The following is a 24,455-nucleotide window of genomic DNA, read 5'->3' on the forward strand; positions in this document are numbered from 1 at the left end:
TAGACGCTCCGCCGTCGCTGCACTCTCGGCGACGAGCGCAACCGCTCGCGCGGACGTCCCGGATCTTCGCTGCGCTCCTCCGGGACGACAGCGGAGATTGGCGCGGCACTCAATTGTAATGGTGCGGGAAGGCGCGCCTTAACAATTCCCTGCGTCACCTAACCGCCAGTTGCGGCGTCGCAAATTTACCACAGCTTATCCTTTGCCAATTACCGTGCGGACGAGTCGGGGAGCGGGCTGCTCGTTCGGCTGCGCCTGGTTTTCCGCGAATGGAATGGGGTGGGGAATGTCGGTCAAGTCCAAGTCGAACCAATCGAGGCTGCCAACTTTGCGTTTCCGTGCAAAAATCATCCTCGGCTTCGTGGCGGTGCTCGCCATCCTCGCCGTCAGCATGGCTTTCGCCTATTTCGGCTTCGAGCGGATTGCAGGGGCTGTGGCCTCCTATCGCACCAGTGTGGCCGAAGCCGATCTGGCACGGACCGTCGATCGCGAGCTGATCGCCTACCAGGGATTGGCGCGGGCCTACACCCTGACCGGGGCCAACGACGACGAGACCGCAGCCAAGGCGGCCGAAGAGAATCTGAAGAGCGCCATCGCCAAGTCGTCGGCCGCCACCACGGGTGCTGCGCGCCGCGAGCAGGTTGGCAAGCTCGAAGCCGAATTCCAGCGCTTCACGAAGGTGTTCGGGGAAATCATCGCCCTGACGCGCGAGAACAACAAGATCGCGGCCGAAGAGCTCAACAGCGTCGGCAACAAGATCCGCTTCAAGTTCGACGATCTCGCCGACACCGCCGCGCTGGCGGGGCTGGCATCGGTGCAGACCACGGCCAAGGACATCACCTCGCAATATCTGGCGGTCTCCACCTCGGTCAGCGCTTTCGTCGCCAAGCCGGAGCCGAAGACCGCCGATGGCGTGATCGCCCGCATCAAGTTCCTGGAGACCCTGCTGGTCTCGATCTATGCCAACGACCAGAAGATCACCGATCGCGTCACCGAGATCGGCAATCTGTTGAAGCAATACCGCAGCTCCTTCTCAAAGCTGACCGAGAACGTGAAGGTCATCGTCAAGTCGAACGGCGACATGACCAAGACGGCGGCGACCATCCTCAAGCTCTCGGGTGAGCTGCGTTCGGAGTTGACCGCTGACCAGCAACGTATCGAGGTGAGCGCCAACGAGACCATCGGCGAGACCGAGCGGTTGATGCTGATGCTGGCGCTCGGCGGCCTTGCCATTGGAGCCGTGTTGGCCTTGTGGCTCGGTAACGGCATCTCGCGTCCGATGATCGCGATGTGCAAGGCGATGCGCGAGCTGGCCTCGGGCAATTTCGACGTCGTGCTGCCGGGCCTCGGCCGCAAGGACGAGATCGGCGAGATGGCCGGCGCGGTCGAGGAATTCAAGGTTCAGGCCGTGGCGAAGGCCGAGCGCGATGCCGCCGCCAGCGAGGTCCACAACCGCGAGCAGGCGGCGAGCCGCCGCTCCGAGCTGATCCGCTTTGCCGACGATTTCGAAAGCGCGGTCGGCGCCATCGTCTCCAACGTCTCGGCCTCGGCCGTGCAGCTGGAATCGGCGGCGTCCACGTTGACCCGCACCGCCGAGACCACGCAGAGCCTGTCGAGCCAGGTCGCAGGGGTCTCCGAGCAGGCCTCGTCCAACATGCAGTCGGTCGCCACCGCGACCGAAGAGCTTTCGGCTTCGGTCGAGGAGATCGGCCGCCAGGTCCGCGACTCCAACCGTATTGCGGAAGCTGCCGTGGTGCAGGCCCGTGAGACCGACGGCCGCATCGGCAAGCTCTCGCATGCCGCCCAGCAGATCGGCGAAGTGGTCAAGCTGATCACGGCAATTGCCGAGCAGACCAACCTTCTGGCGCTCAATGCCACCATCGAGGCGGCGCGCGCCGGGGAGGCCGGCCGCGGCTTTGCAGTGGTCGCGAGCGAGGTGAAATCGCTGGCGAGCCAGACCGCGAAGGCGACCGACGAGATCTCCTCGCACATCGCGGGCATGCAGGGCGCGACCGCCGAATCGGTTGCGGCGATCAAGGAGATCGGCGCGACCATCGGCCAGATCTCGTCGATTGCCACCTCGATCGCGAGCGCGGTCGAGCAGCAGGGGGCGGCCACGCAGGAGATCGCGCGCAGCGTCCAGACGGTGGCGCAGGGCACCCAGACCGCGGCCACCGATATCGGCCAGGTCAACCGCGGCGCCGCCGAGACCGGCTCGGCCTCGGAAGAGGTGCTGCATTCGGCCAAGACGCTGTCGTCCGAAAGCACCCGTCTCCGCGCCGAGCTCGATCGCTTCATGGGCAATATCCGCGCGGCGTAAGCGCGCTATCACCTCGTTCTCCGCTGTCGTCCCCGCCTAGTGCGCAATTGCGCACGGGGCGCGGGGACCATAACCACAGGGAGTGGTTATGGAGCGAGTGGGTAACTCCGAGTCTTCGCCCCACTTTTCCCTGTGGTTATGGGTCCCGGATCTTCGCTTCGCTCGTCCGGGACGACAGCGGAGATTGGTGCGGCACTCAATCTCACTCACTCTCACTCCCGCCCGAACGCCCGCTTCAATTCCACCTTTGCCTGCTCCAGCCGCGCGCTGCGTCTTCGGCAGCGTCTTGCCGGCGCGGTTGATGTTGCGGCGCATGCCGGTGCTCGGCTGATCGCTTGAGTGACGCTACGCCTTGCACTCGTCTTCTTGCGCGCGGGTTTGCGGGATTGTGTCGTCTTTCTGACATGAGCCATGCGTCAACTCCTTGCGGCACCAACGGAAACGGGCGGCCGCAACGGCTGTTCCTTGCGGAACCGGGCCTTGCCGCAGGCGTTGTCGCAGGTGGCAGGCGGAATGCCGCACCCCCGATGATCGGATCGTCCCCGTTCACACCAAGTGAGCCGGGGTCGCTTCCATTGATCGAACGCAACAGCCCGATGGAATTGCAGCAGAGACCAGCACTGAACGACGCATCTGCGGCCGCGGTGAACGCGGCCGACCGCATCGTCGAGACCAGCATTCCCGCGCGGCTCGACGCGCTGCCCTGGAGCGGCTTTCACACCCGCGTCGTGCTCGCGCTCGGCATCACCTGGATCCTCGACGGGCTCGAGGTGACGCTCGCCGGCGCGCTCTCCGGTGCGTTGAAGCAGAGCCCGTCGCTGCATTTTTCGAATCTCGATCTCGGCATCGCCAATTCCGCCTATCTCGCCGGCGCCGTGCTCGGCGCGCTCGGCTTCGGCTGGCTCACCGACCGCATCGGCCGCAAGAAGCTGTTCTTCATCACGCTGGCGCTCTACCTCTCGGCGACGGCCGCGACCGCTCTGTCATGGGATGTCGCGAGCTACGCGCTGTTCCGCTTCCTCACCGGCGCCGGAATCGGCGGCGAATACACCGCGATCAACTCGACCATCCAGGAACTGGTGCCGGCGCGCTACCGCGGCTGGACCGATCTCGTCATCAACGGCAGCTTCTGGATCGGCGCCGCGATGGGCGCGGTCGCGTCCATCGTGCTGCTCGATCCCGCCGTGATCGCGCCCGATTACGGTTGGCGTCTCGCCTATCTGATCGGTGCCGTCATCGGGCTCGTCGTGCTGCTGATGCGGATGTGGATTCCGGAGAGTCCGCGCTGGCTGATGATCCATGGCCGGCCCGATCAGGCTCATGCGATCGTCGACGAGATCGAGCGATCGGTGCTCGGGCATGACCAGACGACGAGCGACGGACGCTTCAGCAAGATCCGGCTGAAGATGCGCGATCACACCCCGATCCGCGAGGTCGTGCACACGCTGTTCTCGGCCTACCGCCAGCGCGCACTGGTCGGCCTCGCCCTGATGAGCGCGCAGGCGTTCTTCTACAACGCGATCTTCTTCACCTTCGCGCTGGTGCTGACCGATTTCTACGGCATCAAGGCCGATCAGGTCGGCTGGTACCTGCTGCCCTTTGCGGCCGGAAATTTCCTCGGGCCGCTGCTGCTCGGCCGGCTGTTCGACACGCTGGGACGCCGCATCATGATCATGTTCACCTATGGCATGTCGGGCCTCCTGCTGGCGCTCTCGGGCTATCTGTTCTCCATCGGCGTCCTCAGTGCGCAGGGGCAGACCATCGCCTGGATGGTGATCTTCTTCTTTGCTTCGCCGGCCGCGAGCGCGGCCTATCTCACCGTGAGCGAAACGTTTCCGCTCGAAGTTCGCGCGCTGGCGATCGCGGTGTTCTACGCGGTCGGCACCGGCATCGGCGGGGTGATCGGGCCGGCGCTGTTCGGCGTGCTGATCGACACGGGATCGCGCACCAGCGTGTTCGCCGGGTATTTGCTGGGGGCATTCCTGATGATCGCGGCCGCGATCGTGGCGTGGCGCTATGCCGTCTCCGCGGAGCGCAAATCGCTCGAACAAATCGCGCGGCCGCTCGCCTTCATGGAGTAGACTGATGAAATCGGAACTTGCAGAAATGGCGATGGACCAGCAGCCCACCAGACGAGAGGACGAGGCGCCCGAAACGGTGCCGGTGCCGCATGCGCTGGTACCGCATCTCGACGAGACCGCGATCCTGCTCGACATCGACGGGACGCTGCTCGACCTGATGCCGACGCCCAGGGAGGTCTGGGTGCCGCCAGGCCTGTCGGACACGCTGAACCGGCTGACGCAGCTGACCTCCGGCGCGCTGGCGCTGGTCAGCGGCCGTTCGCTCAACGATATCGACCTGATCTTCGCGCCCGACGTGTTTCGTGCCGTCGCCGGCCACGGCGCCGAGATGCGGCTGTCGCTGGACAATGAAGCGGACGATGTGCACGCGCCGCCGCTCGACAAGGAGCTGAAGCGGCGGCTCGCGGCCATCGCCAAGCTTTCGCCCGGCATTCTGCTCGAGGACAAGGGCTATTCGCTCGCGCTGCATTACCGCCTCGCGCCGCACGCGGAGAAGGCGATCTACGAATCCGTCGCGGTGATCCGTGCCGACCTGCCCAATGCACCGATCGAGGTGTTGCCGGGCAAGTTCGTCTGCGAGATCAAGCATTCCGGATTCACTAAGGCAACCGGCGTGCGCGAACTGATGAAGCGGGAGCCGTTCAAGGGACGGCGGCCGATCTTCATCGGCGATGACGTCACCGATGAAACCGTCTTCGCGATCATGCCCGACATGAACGGGCTTGCGTTCTCGGTCGGCCGCCGTGCGATGGGCGTGAACGGCCATTTCGACGCGCCGAGCGATGTGCGCGCGTTTCTCGGCCGCCTCCTCGATCCAAGGTGAAACAGAGGCAGCGCCACGCTGCCGACATTATATACGCAGATCGGCGCCGGCCCGCGCCGCGATGCGTGCTGCGCAACATCGCGGCGAAAGCTGTCTTTGCAGCAAAATCCCGGGTTCCCTCGAGCGAAACCAGTTCCAACGCACGTGCCCGATTTTGGTTTCAATTGGTTGAAACGATGACAGGAACCATATTGATGAACGGCAGTTAAACGGGTGGAATGAAACAGGAGGGGACGACCTGTGAATTTAGTCGTCGTTTCGAATCGCGTTGCCCGTGGCAAGCCGAATGAACCCATGACGGGCGGCCTTGCGGCGGCTTTGCTGCCGGTAGTGGAACACTCCGGTGCGATCTGGGTGGGTTCCTCGGGCCGGGTGCGTGATGGCCACCAGAAGGAACCGTTCGCCGAGATCGAAGCCTTGGGCACGGGCGCAATCGCGACGCTGGATCTGCCGGCGGCGCATTACGGCGGCTATTACGAAGGCTTCGCCAATTCGGCGCTGTGGCCGGCGCTGCATTCGCGCAGCGATCTGATCCGCGTCTCGCAAGGTGACTATGTCAGCTATCGCGAGGTCAACGCGTTCATGGCGCGCGCCTTGCTGCGCTTCCGCAAGGCCGAGACCGCGTTCTGGGTGCAGGATTATCATTTCCTCGCGCTCGGTGCCGAGCTGCGTGATCTCGGCGTCGACGCTCCGATCGGTTTCTTTCTGCATACGCCATGGCCCGTCGCGGCGGTGATGCAGGGCGTGCCGCATCATCGCGAGCTGATCACGGCGATGCTGGCCTACGATTTGCTCGGCTTCCAGACCAATGAGGACTGCCAGAATTTCCTTGGCTATGCCGGCGGCGAGCTCGGACTCACCGTCGAAGACGGCGTCGTGCTCTCGCAGCACGGCCGCACGCGATGTGAAGTCTTCCCGATCGGCATCGATGCGGAGAAGTTCGCAGCCTACGCCGCGAAGTCGGCTTCGCATCCCGACGTGTCGCGTCTGCGGCGCAGCCTCAACGGCGAGCGTCTCGCGATTGGCGTCGACCGGCTCGACTATTCCAAAGGCCTCGTCAACCGTATCAGCGCGTTCGACCGGCTCTGGACCGAGCAGCCGCAGTTGTCGCGCAGCATCTCGCTGCTTCAGATCGCCAATCCCTCGCGCGGCGCGATCGAGGCCTACGGCAATCTCCAGAATGAGGTCGCGCGTCTCGTCTCCGACGTGAACGGCCGTCATGGCGAGGTCGACTGGACGCCGATCCGCTATTTGAACAAGGGCTTCAGCCAGGCCGTGCTCGCAGGTCTCTACCGCACGGCGCAGGTCGGCGTGGTGACGCCGCTGCATGACGGCATGAACCTCGTCGCCAAGGAATATGTCGCGGCCCAGAACCCGGCCGATCCCGGCGTGCTGGTGCTGTCGAAATTCGCCGGCGCCGCCAACGAGCTCGACGCCGCGCTCCTGGTCAATCCGCATGACATCGATGGCATGGCGCGTTCGATCGCGATCGCAGCCGCAATGCCGCTCACCGAGCGCAAGATGCGCTGGGATGCGATGATGAAGAAGCTGCGCGGTCACACCATCCAGCAATGGTCGGCCGATTTCGTCGCCGAGCTCGAGAAGTGCCGGACGGAAAAGGCCGCCGTCGTCCCGCTCGCCACCCAGCCGCCGCAAGCGCTGCGCTGGCTGAAGTCGGCGATCTCAGGCGTGCGGCTGATCTAACATCCCGTCATGGCCGGGCTTGTCCCGGCCATCTACGTCTGAGTCCACGACCTAAGAGCGCGAAAGCCCGGGCATGACGGCTTGTGGCGACCTGCACCCTCAATAGCAATACGACACCCCATCCAGCACCGCGCATTGTCGCTTGTTCGGTGCGTTGGGATCGTCCATCGGCACCACGCCCTTGCCCTGGCCGACGAACACGCCGGGCCCGACATGGATCGAGCTCTTGTTGCCGATGATGACGCTCTGATGCGGCGTCGAGCTCGAGCGGGTGCCGTCCGGCCACAGAATGGCATCGCCTGACAGCATCCCGCGTCGCCCGTCGTCGCAACTGACGTCGACACCCTGACGGGTGCAAACTTGCGCGATGGCAGGCACCGCGAGGGCGGAGCCAAGGGCCGAAATCAGGCTGACGGCGGCGATGGTCTTGCGAATGGTCATGGCGTCCTGAGGTCTTGTTCGGTGCATCCCAGTGAATCGTCGCGCCAAACCCGTCACGGGTTCAGCCTACGAGCGGGGCGGATCAGCTCTCGCGCCGAATATTATCATGTAAATACAATGGCTTGCGGAAAATTCACCCGTTTTCCCCGCCATCTCTTGCAAAATCGTCGGCGCCCCTTCAAGAGAGGGCGCTCCGGAGAGATGGCCGAGTGGCTTAAGGCGCACGCTTGGAAAGCGTGTGTGCGGGAAACCGTACCGTGGGTTCGAATCCCACTCTCTCCGCCACCCCACCAAAACGCACCCGACTGAGGCCCCGACCAAAGCGCGACCGCTTTAGGGTGAGCCGATTGCCGCAGCGGCGCGTTCGTCATTTCCCGCAGCTTATCCTCTTGTCTCCCGCAGGCGAGGGAGCGCGCTGCATGGCGGCAATCAATCCCGATCTCATCACAGCGGGCCGCGTCATTGGATCGCATGGCGATTGTGAAGCGCTTCACAACGCGGCCTGAGCCTAAGGCATAGGCTGACATTCCTCGATACGCGTTGCGGACGCGCCGTGGCCTTTCGGCATGGCGTGCCTCGAAGGTGGCGCGCAACCAGCTTTGGCGCAACGAGTCTTGTGCTGAGCGATGAAGGCCACAAAGAGCCGCGCAGGCTGATCGTGGCAGATTGCGGAGGGCTTTGAATGAGCACACCAGCAGACCGCCAGCGGATGGCAGCATCCATCCTCAGTTTCGAAGCCCGGCGCGACAAGCAGGGACGGCTTACGGTCTACAAGCTGCCGAGCGACGACGGCGGAGGCACATATGAAGTCGCGGGCATCAACGAGCGCTTCCATCCCGAAGAAGCAAGGATGCTGGCTGATCTCATCGAGGCCGGACAGTTTCAGGAGGCCGAGCGGCACGCCTGCGAGATCATCGCCACTTACACCGACGGCGTCTCGACCTGGTCGAAGAAGCCGGCGATCGAATGCTATCTGCGCGATTGCTGTTTCAATCGTGGCCCGCGTGGAGCGGCGAGAATCCTCCAGAGGGCCCTCGGTGTTGCCGACACTGGCGTGATCGATGCCGCCGCACGGACGCTCGTTGCCGCCCGCGAGGACGACACGCTGGAGCTCTTGCAAGAGCTGCGCGCGGCCCGCGAACAGTACGAGCGGGATGTCGCGAAGCGCAATGAAACGAGCAAGTTCTGGAAGGGCCTGGTTAATCGGTGGAATAACGCACTGAACGTTGCAAAGAGCTTCATCACCAGTAGTTCGGAGGAGGTTGACATGACCGATACTCAGATCGAAAGCCCGAATATCACGCCTCAATCGCGCGGCTTCAGCGCCACGCGAGCCGCAACCAATGCGATGTTGCTGAGCGGCGGCGGCGTGGCACCGGAGATCGTGCCGGTCGCGGAAGCGCCTGCTTTGTCGCCGGGGGAGTCGACGAGGCCCGTGACCTTGCGGGCGCTTCGATTGGGTTCGCAGGGGCCGCTCGTGAAAGCCTGGCAGAGCTTTCTGCAGGGGCAGCACTTCGATCCCGGTGGTTTCGACGGAGAGTTCGGCGACAAGACCCAGGCGGCAACGAGCGCGTTTCAGGCGGCAAACGGATTGACGAGCGACGGTGTCGCAGGTCGCCAGACCATCATCAAAGCCATGCAGCTCGGCTTCGAGCTGATCGAAGAGCCCGCCTCCGACATGACGGGCTCGAACTTCCCGCCACGGCCGGATTTTCCGCCGCTCGAAAACACTGCGGCGAGACAGGCCGTGTTCGGAGCGTTCAACTTCGTCTCGGAGCCCCGTCCGGACAACCGCGAGAACATTCGAATCCTGGGAACGTGGGAGCGGGACAACATCGTGAGCGTTCCCATCCCGCAATTGCGCAAAGCTCTGGGCGCGCACGCTCCTGCTACGATGCGCTTCCACAAGTTGGCCGCGGGGCAGCTGAAAGCGCTTTGGGAGGACTGGGAGAGAGCGAATCTGCTGGACAGAATCCTCTCGTATGACGGGTCCTTCGTGCCTCGCTTCATCCGGGGATCGACCACGCAACTCAGCAACCATGCGTTCGGGAGTGCCTTCGACATCAACGCCGACGAGAATCCGCTGGGCGCCCGGCCGGTGCTCGTGGGCCATCGTGGCTCCGTCCGGGAGCTGGTCTCGATCGCGAACAAGCATGGATTCTATTGGGGCGGACATTTTGGCACCCGCCAAGATGGCATGCATTTCGAGATCGCCTTCATTCAACGATCGAACGAGATCGCGTAGCGCGAGGACAATTGTCGAGCGCGACACGGAAGGGTCGGGCCGAGTCATTCGGCCCGGCCCTTCAAGCTTTGAAAGAAGCGGCTGATTGGTCGCACTGGCACCCCGCGCCAGCGCGCCATGCAGAAACGCACCTGTACATGCCCGATCCGCCTCCGTAACCTCCCGCCGCGTAATTTCAGGAGGTACCAGGTGGCGAAGAAGGCGGCGGCCAAGAAAGCTTCGAAGAAAGTTGCTTCGAAGAAAACTGCTTCGAAGAAAAGTGCTTCGAAGAAAAGTGCTCCCAAGAAGTCGGCGACGAAAACATCGCGCAAGACATCTCCCGCCCGGAAGGGCGTTGCTGCGAAGTCTGGGGCGAAGACATCAGGCGCGAAGAAGCCCGCCCCGCGCGGGCGGGCCGCGTCTCCCCGCCCCAAGGGAGCGCCTTGGCAGTGGTCGGCCGTGGAGACCGCTTCTGCCATCCGCGCGGGTGCGATCTCCGCAGTCGAGACGGTCGAAGCGCATCTGGAGCGCATGCGCGCCGTCAATCCGAAGCTGAATGCGGTCGTCGTCGATCTCTCGGAGGAGGCGCTGAAGGCCGCCCATGCGGCCGACAAGCAGCGCGCCAGGGGCGGTGCGCTCGGTCTTCTCCACGGCGTGCCCGTGACGATCAAGGAAAACGTCGATTACGAGGGACGGCCGAATTTCAACGGCGTACCCGCCAATGAGGGCCTGGTCGCTCCGTCGGATGCGCCGGTCGTGCGCAACCTGAAGAAATCGGGCGCGATCGTCATCGGGCTCACCAACACGCCGGAATTCTCCTTCCGCGGCTTCACCGACAATCCCCTGCACGGGTTGACGCTCAATCCCTGGAATCCCGATATCACCTGCGGCGGCTCTTCGGGCGGCGCCGGTTCGGCGGTTGCCGCCGGCATCGGCACCATCGCCCATGGCAACGACATCGGCGGCTCGCTGCGCTGGCCGGCGCATTGCAACGGCGTTGCCACTATCAAGCCGACGCAGGGGCGCATCCCCGCGTTCAACGCGAGCGCCACGGCCGAACGACCGATGCTGGCGCATCTGATGTCGGCGCAGGGGCCGCTCGCGCGCCATGTCGGCGACGTTCGCCTTGCGCTCGAGGTGATGAGCCAGCGCGATCCACGCGATCCCTGGTGGGTGCCGGCGCCGCTGGTCGGCGACAAGCCGAAGGGCCCGATCAAGGTGGCATTGGCCAAGATCCCTGAGGATATGCAGGTCGATCCATCCGTCGCCGCGGCGCTGCGCCAGGCCGCGGACCATCTCGAACGTTCCGGCTACCGCGTCAGCGAGGTCGAGGTGCCCGACATCAACGGCGTCTGGCAGACCTGGTGCGACATCATCACCAACGAGACGGTGGTGATGCAGGAGGCCGGCATGCTGAAGGTCACGTCGGAAGACTTCCACAAGGCGTGGAACGGCATGAAGACCAAGGCCAACGTGCTCGATCTCAAGGCCTGGATGCAGGCCACCGCCGCGCGCAACGGCCACATCCGCGCGTGGCAGTTGTTCTTCGAGGAATATCCGGTCGTGCTGGCGCCGACCACGGTGAAGCCGACGCCCGGCCCGCGCGACGACACCGTCAGCGCGGAGCGTGTGAAGGAGATCTTCTGGGGCGAAATCCGCTTCATCTCGGCGATCAACGTGCTCGGCCTGCCCGGCGCGGTGGTGCCGGTCGCCGTTCACGACGGCAAGCCGATCGGCGTGCAGCTGATTGCCGGGCGCTACCGCGAGGACCTCGCGCTCGATGCGGCGGCCGCGATCGAGAAGCGCGCCGGCGTGCTCACCCACCGGCTCTGGGAGACGATGGGCTAGGCTGATCAGATCGACCTTGCGTCCCTTCTCCCGCGTGGGAGAAGGGACCGACGGAAGGGGAGGGACCCATGGCACCGAACGATCATTCCGTCATTCTGCATCATTTCGACGAGTCGCCGTTCTCCGAGAAGATCCGGCTCGTCTTCGGCCTGAAGAACATCGCCTGGACCTCGGTTCGCATCTCCAGGATCATGCCGCGTCCGGACCTGATGCCGATGACCGGGGGCTACCGGCGCACGCCCGTGATGCAAATCGGTGCGGACATCTATTGTGACACCCAGTGCATCATCCGCGAGCTGGAGCGCCGCTGTCCCGCGCCGAGCCTGTTTCCCGGAGGCAACGAAGGGCTCGCCTCCGCAAGCGCGATGTGGACCGACAAATCATTCTTCCAGAACGCGGTGAACCTCGTATTCGGCTCGCTCGCCGACAAGGTGCCGCAGAGTTTCATCGAGGACCGCGAGAAGCTGCGCGGCGCCAAATTCGACGTCGCGGCGATGAAAGCGGCGATCCCGCAGATGCGCGATCAATTTCGCGCCCATGTCGGCTGGATCGAAACGCAGCTTGGCAGCGGTGGCCCGTGGCTCGGCGGCGGCGCGATGGGCCTGTTCGACATCAACGCCTATATGAACATCTGGTACGTCCGCTCCAATCTGCCGGTGGCCGACGAATTGCTGGCCCAGTTTCCAAACGTCCGCGCCTGGGAGACGCGCGTGCGCGCGATCGGCCACGGCACGCGCACCGAGATGTCGACGGCGGAAGCGCTGGAGATCGGTCGCCGCGCGACCCCGCAGACGATCGAGGTGGAAGACCCGCACGATCCCAATGGCCGCACGGTCGGTGATCTCGTCGACGTCAGGCCGGACGACTACGGCAAGATCGCGGTCCGCGGGCGGATCGTGGCATTGTCGGCACAGAGCATTGCCATCCGCCGTCACGACGACCTTGCCGGAGACGTCGTCGTCCATTTCCCGCGCGCAGGCTTCCTGGTGACGCCGGCGGCGTAGCGTCCAAGAACCCTCCGCGGCGTTGGAGAGGGGATGGCACCGTCATGGCGGTGGCAATTCATTAATCCAATTTAACTCGAATTTGAGCCAATTCGCCAACAACGGTTAGGGTTACTTCCTCGATCTCTAAGCGAATTATTGTCCGCTTTACCACCCGCCTCTAACACGGGCGAGGCGGACAACGCACATGCCTCATTCCAGGCCAATAAGTGCGGACCGCTCCACGCGGAGGTGGCACGATGCGAAACGAAACGATCGCGATTCACGCCGGTTACGAGCCCGAAGCCACCACGCACGCGGTCGCCGTGCCGATCTACCAGACCGCGGCTTACGCCTTCGACAGCGCCGATCACGGCGCGGCACTCTTCAATCTCGAGGCCGAGGGCTATCGCTACAGCCGCATCGCCAATCCGACCAGCGCGGTGCTGGAGAAGCGCATCGCCGAGCTCGAAGGCGGCGTCGGTGCGCTCGCGGTCGCGACCGGCCAGGCGGCGCTGCATTTCGCCTTCGTCAACGTCGCCGATCACGGCGGCAACATCGTTTCCGTGCCGCAACTCTACGGCACGACGCATACGCTGCTTTCGCACATCCTGCCACGGCAGGGCATCACCGGCCGCTTCGCCGAGAGCGACAAGCCAGAGGCGGTCGCGAAGCTGATCGACGAGAATACCCGGGCGGTGTTCGCCGAGACCATCGGCAATCCCGCCGGCAATGTCTGCGACATCGAGGCGCTGGCGAAGATCGCGCATGCCCATGGCGTGCCGCTGATCGTCGACAACACCGTCGCCACCCCGATCCTGCTCAAGCCGTTCGACTATGGCGCGGACATCGCCGTGCATTCGCTGACCAAGTTTCTCGGCGGTCACGGCACCACGCTCGGCGGCGCCATCGTCGATTCCGGAAATTTCCCCTGGGCAAAGCATGCCGAGCGCTTCCCGGCTTACAACAAGCCGGACGCCTCCTATCACGGCCTCGTCTATGCCGAGCGCTTCGGCCGTACCGCCTATATCGAGCGCGCGCGCAGCGTCTATCAGCGCACGATGGGCTCGGTGCTGTCGCCCTTCAACGCCTTCCTGCTGCTGCAGGGCATCGAGACCGTGGCGCTGCGCATGGAGCGCCATGTCGAGAACGCCCGCAAGGTCGCCGAATTCTTGCGCGGGGATCCCCGCGTTGCCTGGGTCAACTACACCGGTTTCGCCGATAGCCCGTATTACCCGCTGGTCCAGAAATATCTCGACGGCAATGCCTCGTCGCTGTTCACCTTCGGCATCAAGGGCGGCATGGAAGCGGGCAAGACGTTCTACGATGCGCTGAAGCTGATCACGCGCCTCGTCAATATCGGCGATGCCAAGTCGCTAGCCTGCCATCCGGCCTCGACCACCCATCGCCAGATGTCGGCAGAGCAGCAGCGCGTCGCCGGTGTGCTGCCGGAAACCATCCGGCTCTCGATCGGCATCGAGCACATCTCCGACATCATCGAGGACATCGACCAGGCGCTGGACAAGGCCTGCAGGTCGGCGCGCCTCGAGGCCGCGGAGTAGGCGGCACCGCCCATGACGATCCTGATCGACAGGGATCAAGTCATATCGAGCCCGGCGCTGGTGCCGACCGAGCGCGATCTCGCGCGCGATTCCCGCTCCGAGCTCACGATCGGGCTCGTCAACAACATGCCGGATCCGGCGCTGAAGGCGACCGAGCGGCAGTTCATGAAGCTGCTCCAGGCCGCGGCAGGTTCGTACCGCATCCGCTTCCACTGCTTCTCGCTTCCCAGCGTGAAGCGTTCGCCGGAAGCGCGATGGCATGTCGAGAGCGAATATTCCGACCTCTCCGATCTGAAGAAGCAGAAGTTCGACGGGCTGATCGTGACGGGCGCGGAGCCCGTCGCGCCCGAGCTCGACCAGGAGCCGTACTGGCGCGATCTCACCGAGCTGATCGACTGGGCCAAGGCCAACACGCGCTCGACGATCTGGTCGTGCCTCGCCGCGCATGCGGCGGTGCTGCATCTCGACGGCATCGCGCGGCGGCGGCTGCCGGCCAAATGCCACGGCATCTTCGAATGCGATACCGTCACCAGCGATTCGCTGACGCGCGCAGCCGCAGCGCCGCTCAAGGTGTCGCATTCGCGCCTGAACGAGATCGCGGAGAGCGACCTGGTGCAGGCCGGCTATCAGGTGGTGACACGCTCGGATCAGGCCGGCGTCGACGTCTTCGTCCGGCAATATGCCAGCCGCTTCGTGTTCTTCCAGGGCCACCCGGAATACGACGCGCTGTCGCTTCAGCGCGAATATCTGCGCGACATCGGCCGCTATCTCGCGCGGGAGCGCGAGAACTATCCGCGGTTGCCCGTGAGCTATTTTGACGCAGCGACGGAAGAGAAGCTGGTCCGCTTCGAGAAGAAGGCGGCGCATCAGCGCCACCCGGCACTCACCAACGAGCTGCCTGCGCTGAACTTGCGTGCCGATATCGCTGCCGGCAGCGCGGCGGCGGTACTTTTCCGCAACTGGCTGCAATATCTCAGCGGGGAAACCGCGGCATCGGTTCCCGCGGGCCAGCCGCAAGATGTTGGTTCCGCGTTAGGATTACCCGGCCGTTAAGCTTGCCCCAACCGGCACGCGAATGTTTCAGTACGGACATACGGAATCACGGGAAACGCAGTCGTGTGGTCGGCATTCCAGGGACGCGTGAGCAATCGGCTGGCCCGGCATTTCCGTGCCGCGCCGCATCGCTTGCCCGCGTCGCAAGCGCCGCTCGTGAGCTTCACCTTTGACGATGCCCCCGACAGCGCCGCAGGCGAGGGCGCCGAGCTGCTGGAAAAGCATGGTGGCCGGGGCACGTTCTATCTCGCGGGCAGCCTGATCGGCCAGCCGTCGGACCATTGGCATGGCCTGTCGGACGAGGCGATCGTCCGGCTTCACCGCACCGGTCACGAGATCGCCTGCCATACCTTCTCGCATCAGAGCTCGGCCGATCTCGACGAAGCCGCGATGGCGCGCGAGATCGATCGGAACCGATCCTATTTCCGGGCGATCGATTCCTCGATCGCGCTGGAGAACTTCGCCTACCCCTATGGGATCGCCTCGGTCTGGCGCAAGCCGCAGCTCGCCAAGGCATTCCACTCGGCGCGCGGCATTCTCCCGGGCGTCAACAGCGACGTCATCGATCTGCAGTTCCTGCGCGCTTCGCCCCTGGTCGATCGCGAGATCGACAAGGCCGGCGTCGATCGCTATTTCGATGAGGCCGTCGCGAGCGGCGGATGGCTCATCTTCTACGGCCATGACATCGCAAACGCACCGAGCCCCTATGGCTGCACGCCGGACCTGATGCGTCATGCATTGGAAGCGGCCGATAGGCGCAACATGCCGATCGTGACGGTGGCGGAAGCGCTGCGGCGAATCGGGGCGTAGCTGCTTTTTCCTTCTCCCTTTGTGGGAGAAGGTGGCGCGAAGCGCCGGATGAGGGGTATGCTTCCGCAAACAAGCCTCGTCGAACTTGCGGATAGAACCCCTCACCCGTCTCGCCGCTCACGCGGCGAGCCACCCTCTCCCACAAGGGGAGAGGGGAAGAGCCGACCTTGCCGCGCAAACGGTCTTGCCACGCCGGCTCCGTCATGCGACTGGCCTTGGGACGAATCCCACGGTCTGGTTCCAGCCCACTCATGTCCGCTCCTTCCACTGCCCCGCTGCCTGCGCCGGCCGACGGCCGCGACGCGCTGTCGGTGCTGCATTCGGTGTTCGGTCTGCCGGGTTTCCGCGGCTCGCAGGGCGAGATCGTCAGGCACGTCACGAACGGCGGCAATTGCCTGGTCCTGATGCCGACCGGTGGCGGCAAGTCGCTGTGCTACCAGCTTCCTTCGCTGCTGCGCGAAGGCTGCGGCATCGTGGTGTCGCCTTTGATCGCTTTGATGCGCGACCAGGTCGCCGGGTTGATCGAGGCCGGCGTCAACGCCGCCGCGCTGAATTCGTCGCTGTCGTTCCAGGAAGCCTCCGAGATCGAGCGGCGCCTGCTCGCGGGCGATCTCGATCTGCTCTATGTCGCGCCCGAGCGCCTGGTCACGCCGCGATGCCTGTCGCTGCTCGCGCAGGCCAAGGTCGCGCTGTTCGCAATCGACGAGGCGCATTGCGTCTCGCAATGGGGCCATGATTTCCGTCCCGAATATGTCGGTCTGTCCGTCATCGCCGAACGTTTTCCCACCGTGCCGCGCATCGCGCTGACCGCGACCGCCGACGATTTGACGCGCAAGGAGATCGTCGAGCGGCTGCAGCTGACGGGCGCCCCGCAATTCGTCTCCAGCTTCGACCGGCCCAACATCCGCTACGAGATCGTCGACAAGCGCAGCGCCGTATCGCAGCTCAAGGAGTTCATCCGCGAGCGCCATATCGGCGATGCCGGCGTGGTCTATTGCCTGTCGCGCAACCGTGTCGAGGAGGTCGCTGCCGCGCTCGACGAGGCCGGTATCGCAGCGCTGCCCTACCACGCCGGGCTCGACGGCCAGGTGCGGTCGCGCAACCAGGATCGCTTCCTCAACGAGGACGGCATCGTCATCGTCGCGACCGTCGCGTTCGGCATGGGTATCGACAAGCCCGACGTGCGCTTCGTCGCCCATCTCGACCTGCCCAAGAGCATCGAGGCCTATTACCAGGAGACGGGCCGCGCCGGCCGCGACGGCAAGCCGTCGGCGGCCTGGATGGCCTACGGCCTCTCGGACATCGTGCAGCAGCGCCGCATGATCGATGAATCCAGCGCCTCCGACGACTTCAAGCGGGTCTCGATCGGCAAGCTCGATGCGCTGGTCGGCCTTGCCGAAACGGCGCACTGCCGGCGCCGCCGGCTGCTCGCCTATTTCGGCGAGATCGTGATGACTGAGACTTGTGGCAATTGCGACAATTGCCTGACGCCGCCGAAAATGCGCGAGGGCAAGGTGCTGGCGCAGAAGCTGCTGTCCTGTGCCTATCGCACCGGGCAACGCTTCGGCGCGATGCACCTGATCGACGTGCTGATTGGGCGCCTGACCGAGAAGGTGACGCAGTTCGGCCACGACAAATTGTCCGTGTTCGGCATCGGGCGCGAGCTCAACGAAAAGCAGTGGCGCACCGTGTTGCGGCAGCTAGTGGCGATGGGGCATCTGCAGGCCGACAGCGAAGCCTATGGTGCGCTGAAGCTGACGGAGAGCGCGCGCGGCGTGCTGCGCGGGGAGACGGAAGTGTGGCTACGCGAAGAAGCGCCCGACACGCGCGTCCGTGCCAGCCGCGGAAAATCTCGCCGCGGCGACCTCGCGCCCGCGGCCAGCGCGCCGCAAGGCGATGTCGATCCCGAACTGCGCGCGCGTCTGCGCTCCTGGCGTTCGGACATCGCGCGCGAGCGCGGCGTGCCGGCCTATGTCGTGCTGCACGATGCTACCATCGACGGCATCGTCCGGGCCTGGCCGACCACGCTCGACGAACTCCGCAACGTGCCTGGGATCGGCGACAAGAAGCTCGAGCATTACGGCGACGAGTTGCTGCAGATCGTCAGGACGCGGTAGGGAGCGGCTTTTAACTCCGCCGTCATCCCGGACAAGCGCAGCGAAGCGGAGCGCAGATCCGGGATCCATAATCACAGGGCGGCGTTGCTGCGACGCGCTGGCAACGACGAGTCTTCGCAAAACGATTGCTGCGGCGTATGGGTCCCGGGTCTGCGCTTACGCTTGCCCGGGACGACAGCGGTGTATGATGCGCGAAAGCTACGTCCTCACTCACCCATTCCGGAACGCGTAAGCGTACCCGTTCAGCGCCGGCGCGCCGCCGAGATGGGCGTACAGAATCTTCGCGCCCTTCTCAAAATGGTTCTTCTGCACGAGGTCGATCAGGCCCTGCATCGACTTGCCCTCGTAGACGGGGTCGGTGATCATGCCTTCGAGACGCGCGGTCAGGCGGATCGCGTCCTTGGTTTCTTCCGAGGGGACGCCATAGGCGGGATAGGCATAGTCCTCGATCAGCACGACATCATCGGCGACGAGGTCCTTGCCGAGCTCGACGAGCTCTGCGGTGTTCTTCGCGATCTCCAGCACCTGCGCTTTCGTCTGCGCCGGCGTGAACGAGGCGTCGATACCGATCACTTTTCGCGCGCGGCCGTCCGCGGCAAAGCCGACCAGCATGCCGGCATGGGTGGAGCCGGTGACGGTGCAGACGATGATGTAGTCGAATTGGAAGCCGAGCTCCTGCTCCTGCTTGCGCACTTCCTCGGCAAAGCCGACATAGCCGAGGCCGCCGAACTTGTGCACGGAGGCGCCGGCGGGAATCGGGTAGGGCTTGCCGCCCGCCGCCTTCACCTCATCGATTGCCTGCTCCCAGCTCTTGCGGATGCCGATGTCAAAGCCTTCGTCGACGAGGCGCACGTCGGCGCCCATGATGCGCGACAGCATGATGTTGCCGACGCGGTCGTAGACGGCGTCCTCGTGCGGCACCCAGGCTTCCTGCACCAGGCGGCACTTCATGCCGATCTTGGCGGCAACGGCCGCGATCATGCGGGTGTGGTTGGACTGCACGCCGCCGATCGACACCAGCGTGTCGGCGTTGGAGGCGATCGCGTCCGGGATGATGTATTCGAGCTTACGCAGCTTGTTGCCGCCATAGGCGAGGCCGGAATTGCAGTCCTCGCGCTTGGCATAGATCTCGACATTTCCGCCGAGATGCTTCGACAGCCGCTCCAGCTTCTCGATGGGCGTGGGGCCGAAAGTGAGCGGGTAGCGCGGAAATTTGTCGAGCTTCATGGGTCATCCCGATTGGCGTTGGCGTTGGCTGTTGCCTAACATCGCCTCGACAAAATGTGCTCTCGATTATTGCAGGCATATTGCGCATCTTCTTGCGCAAATGGCGGATATTGATAATAATTATTCCGGATTATCGCCATTATATGGAAGCTTCTTTCATGGCTGCCCGGCTTGACCGCACCGACCTCAAGATCCTGAGATTGCTGCAGAATAACGGCCGGCTGAGCAATGCCGATCTGGCCGAGACGGTCGCGATCAGCCCCGCCACCTGCCATCGCCGCACCCAGCGCCTGTTCGAGGACGGCTTCATCGCCGCCGTCCGCGCCATGGTCGCTCCAAAGAAGGTGTCCAAGGGCACGCTGGTGATGGTCGGGGTCGTGCTGGACCGCTCGACACCCGAGAGCTTTGCCACTTTCGAGCAGGCGATCGCCAGGCTGAAATTCGTGCTCGACTGCCACCTCGTCGCCGGCGACTTCGACTATTTCCTCAAGATTCGGGTCGGCGACATGGAGGATTTCAACCGTATCCATGGCGAGCAGCTCATTGCGCTCCCCGGCGTGCGCCAGACCCGCACCTTCTTCGTGATGAAGGAAGTCGTCGACAATGCGCCGCTGGAGTTTTGAACCACCCTTGATGCCCGGTGCGCATCATGAAAGATTCCCCCCATGCAGACATTCCCATTCCGCCACCCCAATCCGGCCGGGCCGTCCTATCGGCGCGGCTGGGTCGACGAGGCCGTGGCCGCGATCGAGGCTGACCAGTGCCGCACCGCCGACACGCATCTGATCCGGCTGATCGTTCCGGCGCTATCAGGCATCGACATCTATCTGAAGGATGAGTCGACGCATCCGACCGGCAGCCTGAAGCATCGCCTGGCGCGCTCGCTGTTTCTCTATGCGCTTTGCAACGGCCATATCCGCCAAGGTACGCCCGTGGTCGAGGCTTCCTCCGGATCGACCGCGGTGTCGGAAGCCTATTTCGCAGAGATGATCGGCGTGCCCTTCTATGCCGTGATGCCGCGCACGACCTCGGCGGAGAAGGTCGCCGCGATCGAGCACTACGGCGGCAATTGCCATTTGATCGACGACGGCCGCGCGCTCTATGCGGAGGCGGCCGCGCTCGCGGCCCGCCTGAATGGTCATTACATGGACCAGTTCACCTTCGCCGAGCGTGCCACCGATTGGCGCGGCAACAACAACATCGCCGAATCGATCTTCAGCCAGTTGCAGGGCGAGCCGCGCCCGCTGCCGGACTGGATCGTGATGGGCGCGGGCACCGGCGGCACCTCGGCCACCATCGGACGCTATTTGCGCTATCGCCAGTTTCCGACGCGCCTGTGCGTCGCCGATGTCGAACACTCCGCCTTCTTCGAGTGCTTCCGCTCGCAGGATCATTCCCATGTCTGCGATCGCCCGTCGCTGATCGAGGGCGTCGGAAGGCCGCGCTGCGAGCCGTCCTTTGTGCCCGGCGTGGTCGACCGCATGATGAAGATTCCGGATGCGGCAACGATCGCGGCGATGAACGTGCTGTCGCGGCGGCTGCGTCGTCCGGTGGGCGGCTCCACCGGCACCAATTTCCTGGCGCTGTGCCGGCTCGCGTCGGAGATGCGGCAGGCGAACGTGACGGGGTCGCTGGTGACGCTGATCTGCGATTCCGGCGAGCGCTATCGGCAGACCTATTATGAGCCCGGCTGGCTGAAGGCGCGCGGCCTCGATCCGGCGCCGTTCGAGGCGATGCTGTCGTCGTTCCTCGCGACTGGCGAGCCGCTGACGCTCGCCGTTGACGACGTCATCAACCCGCAGAGCGCAGGGCAAAACGGCCCATAGCCGGCGTTGCCGTGCGATTTGCGAAATGGCACGGCCGTCACGGCAACTTCACTTGCCTTGCGCAAGCATGCGGGTGAGCTTCGCATCTTCTCAACGAGGAGACCCCTGCTGTGCGCCTTCCCATTCTCGATCCCAAGGATCTGACCGACGAGCAGAAGCCCCTCTATGATGACATGCGAGCGGGCATCAAGGACCACTTCAAGGGCTTCGTGAACATGCGCGACGACGGTGCGCTGCTCGGTCCGTGGAATCCCTGGATCCGCGAACCGCGCTTCGGCAAACCAGTGTGGGAGCTGGTCAAGGCCATCGCGGCGAACCCGCTGCTGCCCGCGCCGGTGCGCGAGGTCGCGATCCTCGTCACCGGCTCGCATTTCCGTTCCGGCTACGAACTGTATGCCCATGTGCTGGTGGCCGAGCAGCGCGGCCTGTCCGACGAGAAGCTCGCGACCATCGTCGCCGGCCAGCGGCCGGTCGATCTCACCAAGCAGGAGGCGGTCGCCTACGACATGGCTTCGGCACTGGTGAACGGCGGCGTGCTGCCTGAGCTGACCTATCGTGCCGCCGTGAAGGAATTCGGCGAGCACGGCGCGGCCGAGCTGTCCTACCTTGTCGGCGTCTATTGCATGGTCTCGGTCACGCTCAACACGTTCGACGTGCCGGTGCCGGAGTAACAGCTACAGCGCTCGGTCACTCCGCCGCCTTGTCGGCCGGCAATGGAGGCGCGAAGGCGATGCAGCGATTGCGGCCCTCGGCCTTGGCCTGGTAGAGCGCTGAATCGGCCGCGCTCATCAGCGCGTCGATGCCGGACATGCTCACGGTCGCCTCCGCGATGCCGACGCTCACGGTGACGCCGAACTGAATTTGTCCGGATACGACCTGCGCCCCTAACACGCGCTTGCGGATGCGATCGGCGACGGTCCTTGCGCGCGACAGGCTGGTCTCGGGCAGCAGAATCGCAAACTCCTCGCCGCCGAGACGGCCGACGATGTCCGATTTGCGCTTGCCGTCGAGGCACGCGGACGCAACGGTCCTGATCGCGGCGTCGCCCACGGCGTGGCCGTAACGATCGTTGACCGACTTGAAGTGGTCGATGTCGAGCATCAGCACCGAGACGGAGCGATAATAGCGCTGGAACCGGCTCCATTCCGCGTCAAGGCACTCCAGAAAGTGCCGGCGGTTGTAGAGGCCGGTGAGCGGGTCGGTGGTCGCGAGCGTCTCCAGCATCGCGGCCTTCTGCGTGAGGTCGGTGATGTCGACATAGGTCAGCATGCGGCCGCCATTCGACATCGTGGTGCAATGGGCCCTGATGCGTCGTCCATCCGGCGTCTGCAGGTCGCGCACGTGGTCGCCGGCCTTGACCTCTGCAACTCGCCTGGCCGGAAATTTCGTCAGTTCATTTGTGGGAAGGTTCGGCGCGCTCGCGCGATGGACCCGGCTCACCAGCGATGCATAGGTCGGCCGGCTTGCGGCTTCCTGCTCGCTGACTTCCCAGAACCGGCGCATCCGCCGGTTCATGAAGCTGGCGTTGAGATCGCGATCGAGCAGCAGCACGCCGTCCTCGACATTCTCGAGCGCGTCGCGCAGCAATTTGAGCTCGTCGGAATTGCGCACGATGTCGGTGACGGGAGTATAGGTCAGCATCCGCCCACCGTCGGGCAGCGGCGTACATTGCATGCGAACGACGTCGCCGCCCGAGCGGCGCAGATCGAGCGGCGATGCGTCGCCCGCCTGCACGTGACGAACCCGCTCGGCGACATAGGCTTCGAGTTCAGCCGGCGGAATCTCGTAAGCGAGCGTATCGCGGCCATGATGCATCAGGGTCACGAATGACGGATGGCTGTCGGCGACTTCATCCGGCAATAGCCACATCTGCCGGAACGCGTGGTTGATCAACCTAGCGCGAAGATTTGCATCCAGGAGCACGATGCCGAGTGGGACGAAATCGAGCGCCGCGCGAAGCGCGAGCATCTGCCCGCGCATCATCGCGTCGGACGAGCGCCTCCGCTCTTCACCGGCGTGGCTCTCGACGCCGTTCGGTCGTTCGAAGGCGATGCCGACTTGCCGGTCGGACCGCCAGACGATGCGGCAGGACAGCATCTCGTGTCCCGCCAGCCTGAGCTGGAAGCGCTCGGGCACGCCGAGGCTGCTTTCCATTTCCAGCGTTGCCGCTTCCTCGGTCAGCCGGCGTACCAAGCAATCGATCGTGGACTGGCCGAAATTGAAGAAGATCTTCCCAGCGAGCAGAGTCCGTTCCGGCACCAGATGGGACATTCGCAGCCTCCAAGCACGCACGATGCGAAAAGTCGGTCCAGTTTGCTTCAGGCTTCCTTGCCGCGGCGTAACGCAATCGAGGTTTTGGGATGAGGATTAACAATCGGTTGACGGCCGGTGCGGCACCCGGCCGTGGGTCAATGGCCGAGGCCGGGCTCTGCCGAAAATCCCTGCGCGATCGCAGTCAGTTGCGCACGGCGTAGAGCGGCGTGCGCAAGGTCAGCTGGTAGGACGGCTTCGGCATCCAGGCGATCTGCGCGGTGATGCCGAACAGGCGGTTGTCATTATCGTCCATGCGATCGAGGTCGAGCCGCAGGATCGGTTGTGTGAAGGACTCTGCCAGCGTCCGGCCGGCAAGCCGAGCGCCGCCGAACGACTGCATGCCGAGGCGTCCAGTGAACTTCCAGTTGCTGGGCCATTGGTAATAGCCGCCGGCATAGAGGATCGTGTTCGTTCCGATGCTGGCGAACGGGCTGGCGATGGTTGTGTAGGTATGTTGCATGCCGGCTAGCCAGCCCCGCGTCTCGTCCTCGTCGAGCGCGTAGTCGAATTCCAGGATGTTGTTGAACGAATTCGTCATGCCCTGATCGTTCGGCACGGATTGCGTCAGGGTCGATTGCAGCGTGATGGTCGGGATCGCCCCGCCATCCTGGCTGTAGAGATCGGCCTGCACGCCAATGTTCCAGCTCGTGACGTCGAACATCGACCAGCCGCCGCCGATGTCGGTCGTCGAGCCCGACACGCCGCCATAAAGCGAGACGCGGTCGTTGACGTCGACGGTCAGCGGCAGGTCGACGGCGATCGATTTCGCGGCCGGCAGGCCGTTCGGCAGCGTTGCGCCTCGGCGCACCGCCAGGGCTTCGAGCGCGGTCGACAGCGACGTGGTGCCGAAGCCGAGCCCGAGCGTTCCGGCCGGAATCGACGCGTAGGTCGTGCGCAGATCGAGATAGAGATTCGGCACCGCGGGTTTCGCGGGTGCATCCTCTTCGTCGTCGGCGGCGAACGCGGCGCCGATCGAAACCCCAAGGCAGGCCAGTCCCATCGCGACAGCGCGAAAGATTGGACGATGCGAGGAGCGGTGAGGGGACACGTGACAATCCGACGCGTGGGCCATGGTGGCGAAATCGCGAGCTAGATGGAACGTGATCGTTCCCGCGGTCAAGCG

At 64.4% G+C, this 24,455-nt stretch carries 18 protein-coding genes and 1 tRNA gene; 15 read left to right on the forward strand and 4 right to left on the reverse strand.

The genetic code is table 11. From position 1 onward, the window contains the following. Positions 1–286 precede the first annotated feature (286 nt). From QRQ56_RS15775 to QRQ56_RS15790, 4 genes are all read left to right on the forward strand, one after another. On the forward strand, positions 287–2,320 hold the full coding sequence (locus tag QRQ56_RS15775) for a methyl-accepting chemotaxis protein (protein WP_438741324.1): 2,034 nt from the start codon (positions 287–289) through the stop codon (positions 2,318–2,320). A 596-nt stretch (positions 2,321–2,916) separates the two neighbouring features. Further along, positions 2,917–4,401 (forward strand): MFS transporter, encoded by a 1,485-nt coding sequence (locus tag QRQ56_RS15780; protein ID WP_438741491.1) that lies wholly within the window; start codon positions 2,917–2,919, stop codon positions 4,399–4,401. A 4-nt stretch (positions 4,402–4,405) separates the two neighbouring features. Beyond that, positions 4,406–5,224, forward strand: a complete 819-nt coding sequence (gene otsB / locus QRQ56_RS15785; protein WP_438741326.1) for a trehalose-phosphatase — start codon at positions 4,406–4,408, stop codon at positions 5,222–5,224. A gap of 240 nt (positions 5,225–5,464) precedes the next feature. Next, positions 5,465–6,928 carry a trehalose-6-phosphate synthase gene (locus QRQ56_RS15790; protein ID WP_438741328.1) on the forward strand — a complete coding sequence of 488 codons (1,464 nt, stop codon included), beginning with the start codon at positions 5,465–5,467 and terminating at the stop codon, positions 6,926–6,928. A 99-nt stretch (positions 6,929–7,027) separates the two neighbouring features. Here the strand turns inward: QRQ56_RS15790 and QRQ56_RS15795 are convergent, their stop codons facing one another. Then, the gene (locus QRQ56_RS15795; protein WP_438741329.1) at positions 7,028–7,369 is read right to left on the reverse strand and encodes a hypothetical protein; all 342 of its coding nucleotides are present in this window, start codon (positions 7,367–7,369) and stop codon (positions 7,028–7,030) included. 195 nt (positions 7,370–7,564) lie between these two features. Here QRQ56_RS15795 and QRQ56_RS15800 point away from each other — a divergent pair. The 8 genes from QRQ56_RS15800 (at position 7,565) to recQ (ending at position 17,966) form a co-directional block, all read left to right on the forward strand. Next, positions 7,565–7,654: transfer RNA gene (locus QRQ56_RS15800), tRNA-Ser, on the forward strand. Positions 7,655–8,051: 397 nt separating this feature from the next. Continuing rightward, positions 8,052–9,614 carry a M15 family metallopeptidase gene (locus QRQ56_RS15805; protein WP_438741330.1) on the forward strand — a complete coding sequence of 521 codons (1,563 nt, stop codon included), beginning with the start codon at positions 8,052–8,054 and terminating at the stop codon, positions 9,612–9,614. A gap of 189 nt (positions 9,615–9,803) precedes the next feature. Next, positions 9,804–11,441 carry an amidase family protein gene (locus tag QRQ56_RS15810; RefSeq protein WP_438741332.1) on the forward strand — a complete coding sequence of 546 codons (1,638 nt, stop codon included), beginning with the start codon at positions 9,804–9,806 and terminating at the stop codon, positions 11,439–11,441. 68 nt (positions 11,442–11,509) lie between these two features. Then, the gene (locus QRQ56_RS15815; protein WP_438741333.1) at positions 11,510–12,445 is read left to right on the forward strand and encodes a glutathione S-transferase family protein; all 936 of its coding nucleotides are present in this window, start codon (positions 11,510–11,512) and stop codon (positions 12,443–12,445) included. Between the two features lie 239 nt (positions 12,446–12,684). Beyond that, a complete protein-coding gene (locus tag QRQ56_RS15820) occupies positions 12,685–13,986 on the forward strand; it encodes an O-acetylhomoserine aminocarboxypropyltransferase/cysteine synthase family protein (RefSeq protein WP_438741334.1) in 1,302 nt (433 codons plus the stop codon). 12 nt (positions 13,987–13,998) lie between these two features. Then, the gene (gene metA, locus QRQ56_RS15825; RefSeq protein ID WP_438741336.1) at positions 13,999–15,039 is read left to right on the forward strand and encodes a homoserine O-succinyltransferase MetA; all 1,041 of its coding nucleotides are present in this window, start codon (positions 13,999–14,001) and stop codon (positions 15,037–15,039) included. Between the two features lie 63 nt (positions 15,040–15,102). After that, complete coding sequence (locus tag QRQ56_RS15830; protein ID WP_438741337.1) at positions 15,103–15,849, forward strand: polysaccharide deacetylase family protein; 747 nt, start codon at positions 15,103–15,105, stop codon at positions 15,847–15,849. A gap of 251 nt (positions 15,850–16,100) precedes the next feature. Beyond that, complete coding sequence (recQ, locus tag QRQ56_RS15835) at positions 16,101–17,966, forward strand: DNA helicase RecQ (RefSeq protein WP_438741339.1); 1,866 nt, start codon at positions 16,101–16,103, stop codon at positions 17,964–17,966. Positions 17,967–18,176: 210 nt separating this feature from the next. Here recQ and QRQ56_RS15840 read toward each other — a convergent pair whose 3' ends face one another. Further along, a complete protein-coding gene (locus QRQ56_RS15840; RefSeq protein ID WP_438741341.1) occupies positions 18,177–19,193 on the reverse strand; it encodes a 1-aminocyclopropane-1-carboxylate deaminase in 1,017 nt (338 codons plus the stop codon). A gap of 158 nt (positions 19,194–19,351) precedes the next feature. On the opposite strand from QRQ56_RS15840, the gene QRQ56_RS15845 reads away from it, so the two are divergent. The 3 genes from QRQ56_RS15845 (at position 19,352) to QRQ56_RS15855 (ending at position 21,690) form a co-directional block, all read left to right on the forward strand. Continuing rightward, complete coding sequence (locus tag QRQ56_RS15845; protein WP_438741343.1) at positions 19,352–19,816, forward strand: Lrp/AsnC family transcriptional regulator; 465 nt, start codon at positions 19,352–19,354, stop codon at positions 19,814–19,816. Positions 19,817–19,858: 42 nt separating this feature from the next. Then, entirely contained in the window at positions 19,859–21,019 is a 1,161-nt protein-coding gene (locus QRQ56_RS15850) for a PLP-dependent cysteine synthase family protein (RefSeq protein WP_438741344.1), read from the forward strand. A gap of 110 nt (positions 21,020–21,129) precedes the next feature. Then, a complete protein-coding gene (locus QRQ56_RS15855; protein WP_438741346.1) occupies positions 21,130–21,690 on the forward strand; it encodes a carboxymuconolactone decarboxylase family protein in 561 nt (186 codons plus the stop codon). A 16-nt stretch (positions 21,691–21,706) separates the two neighbouring features. Here QRQ56_RS15855 and QRQ56_RS15860 read toward each other — a convergent pair whose 3' ends face one another. Both QRQ56_RS15860 and QRQ56_RS15865 read right to left on the reverse strand, forming a co-directional pair. After that, positions 21,707–23,290 carry a diguanylate cyclase gene (locus QRQ56_RS15860; RefSeq protein WP_438741348.1) on the reverse strand — a complete coding sequence of 528 codons (1,584 nt, stop codon included), beginning with the start codon at positions 23,288–23,290 and terminating at the stop codon, positions 21,707–21,709. A gap of 184 nt (positions 23,291–23,474) precedes the next feature. Next, the gene (locus QRQ56_RS15865; protein ID WP_438741350.1) at positions 23,475–24,404 is read right to left on the reverse strand and encodes a hypothetical protein; all 930 of its coding nucleotides are present in this window, start codon (positions 24,402–24,404) and stop codon (positions 23,475–23,477) included. Positions 24,405–24,455: the final 51 nt, after the last annotated feature.

It is taken from the genome of Bradyrhizobium sp. U531 (assembly GCF_051710265.1).
Classification (GTDB): domain Bacteria; phylum Pseudomonadota; class Alphaproteobacteria; order Rhizobiales; family Xanthobacteraceae; genus Bradyrhizobium.

Coding starts and splice junctions, on each gene's coding strand:
- QRQ56_RS15840 (WP_438741341.1), bottom strand. CDS start 19,193: ATGAAGCTCGACAAATTTCCGCGCTACCCGCTCACTTTCGGCCCCACG.
- QRQ56_RS15860 (WP_438741348.1), bottom strand. CDS start 23,290: ATGTCCCATCTGGTGCCGGAACGGACTCTGCTCGCTGGGAAGATCTTC.
- QRQ56_RS15850 (WP_438741344.1), top strand. CDS start 19,859: ATGCAGACATTCCCATTCCGCCACCCCAATCCGGCCGGGCCGTCCTAT.
- QRQ56_RS15795 (WP_438741329.1), bottom strand. CDS start 7,369: ATGACCATTCGCAAGACCATCGCCGCCGTCAGCCTGATTTCGGCCCTT.
- QRQ56_RS15780 (WP_438741491.1), top strand. CDS start 2,917: ATGGAATTGCAGCAGAGACCAGCACTGAACGACGCATCTGCGGCCGCG.
- metA (WP_438741336.1), top strand. CDS start 13,999: ATGACGATCCTGATCGACAGGGATCAAGTCATATCGAGCCCGGCGCTG.
- QRQ56_RS15815 (WP_438741333.1), top strand. CDS start 11,510: ATGGCACCGAACGATCATTCCGTCATTCTGCATCATTTCGACGAGTCG.
- QRQ56_RS15805 (WP_438741330.1), top strand. CDS start 8,052: ATGAGCACACCAGCAGACCGCCAGCGGATGGCAGCATCCATCCTCAGT.
- QRQ56_RS15845 (WP_438741343.1), top strand. CDS start 19,352: ATGGCTGCCCGGCTTGACCGCACCGACCTCAAGATCCTGAGATTGCTG.
- otsB (WP_438741326.1), top strand. CDS start 4,406: ATGAAATCGGAACTTGCAGAAATGGCGATGGACCAGCAGCCCACCAGA.
- QRQ56_RS15865 (WP_438741350.1), bottom strand. CDS start 24,404: ATGGCCCACGCGTCGGATTGTCACGTGTCCCCTCACCGCTCCTCGCAT.
- recQ (WP_438741339.1), top strand. CDS start 16,101: ATGTCCGCTCCTTCCACTGCCCCGCTGCCTGCGCCGGCCGACGGCCGC.
- QRQ56_RS15775 (WP_438741324.1), top strand. CDS start 287: ATGTCGGTCAAGTCCAAGTCGAACCAATCGAGGCTGCCAACTTTGCGT.
- QRQ56_RS15820 (WP_438741334.1), top strand. CDS start 12,685: ATGCGAAACGAAACGATCGCGATTCACGCCGGTTACGAGCCCGAAGCC.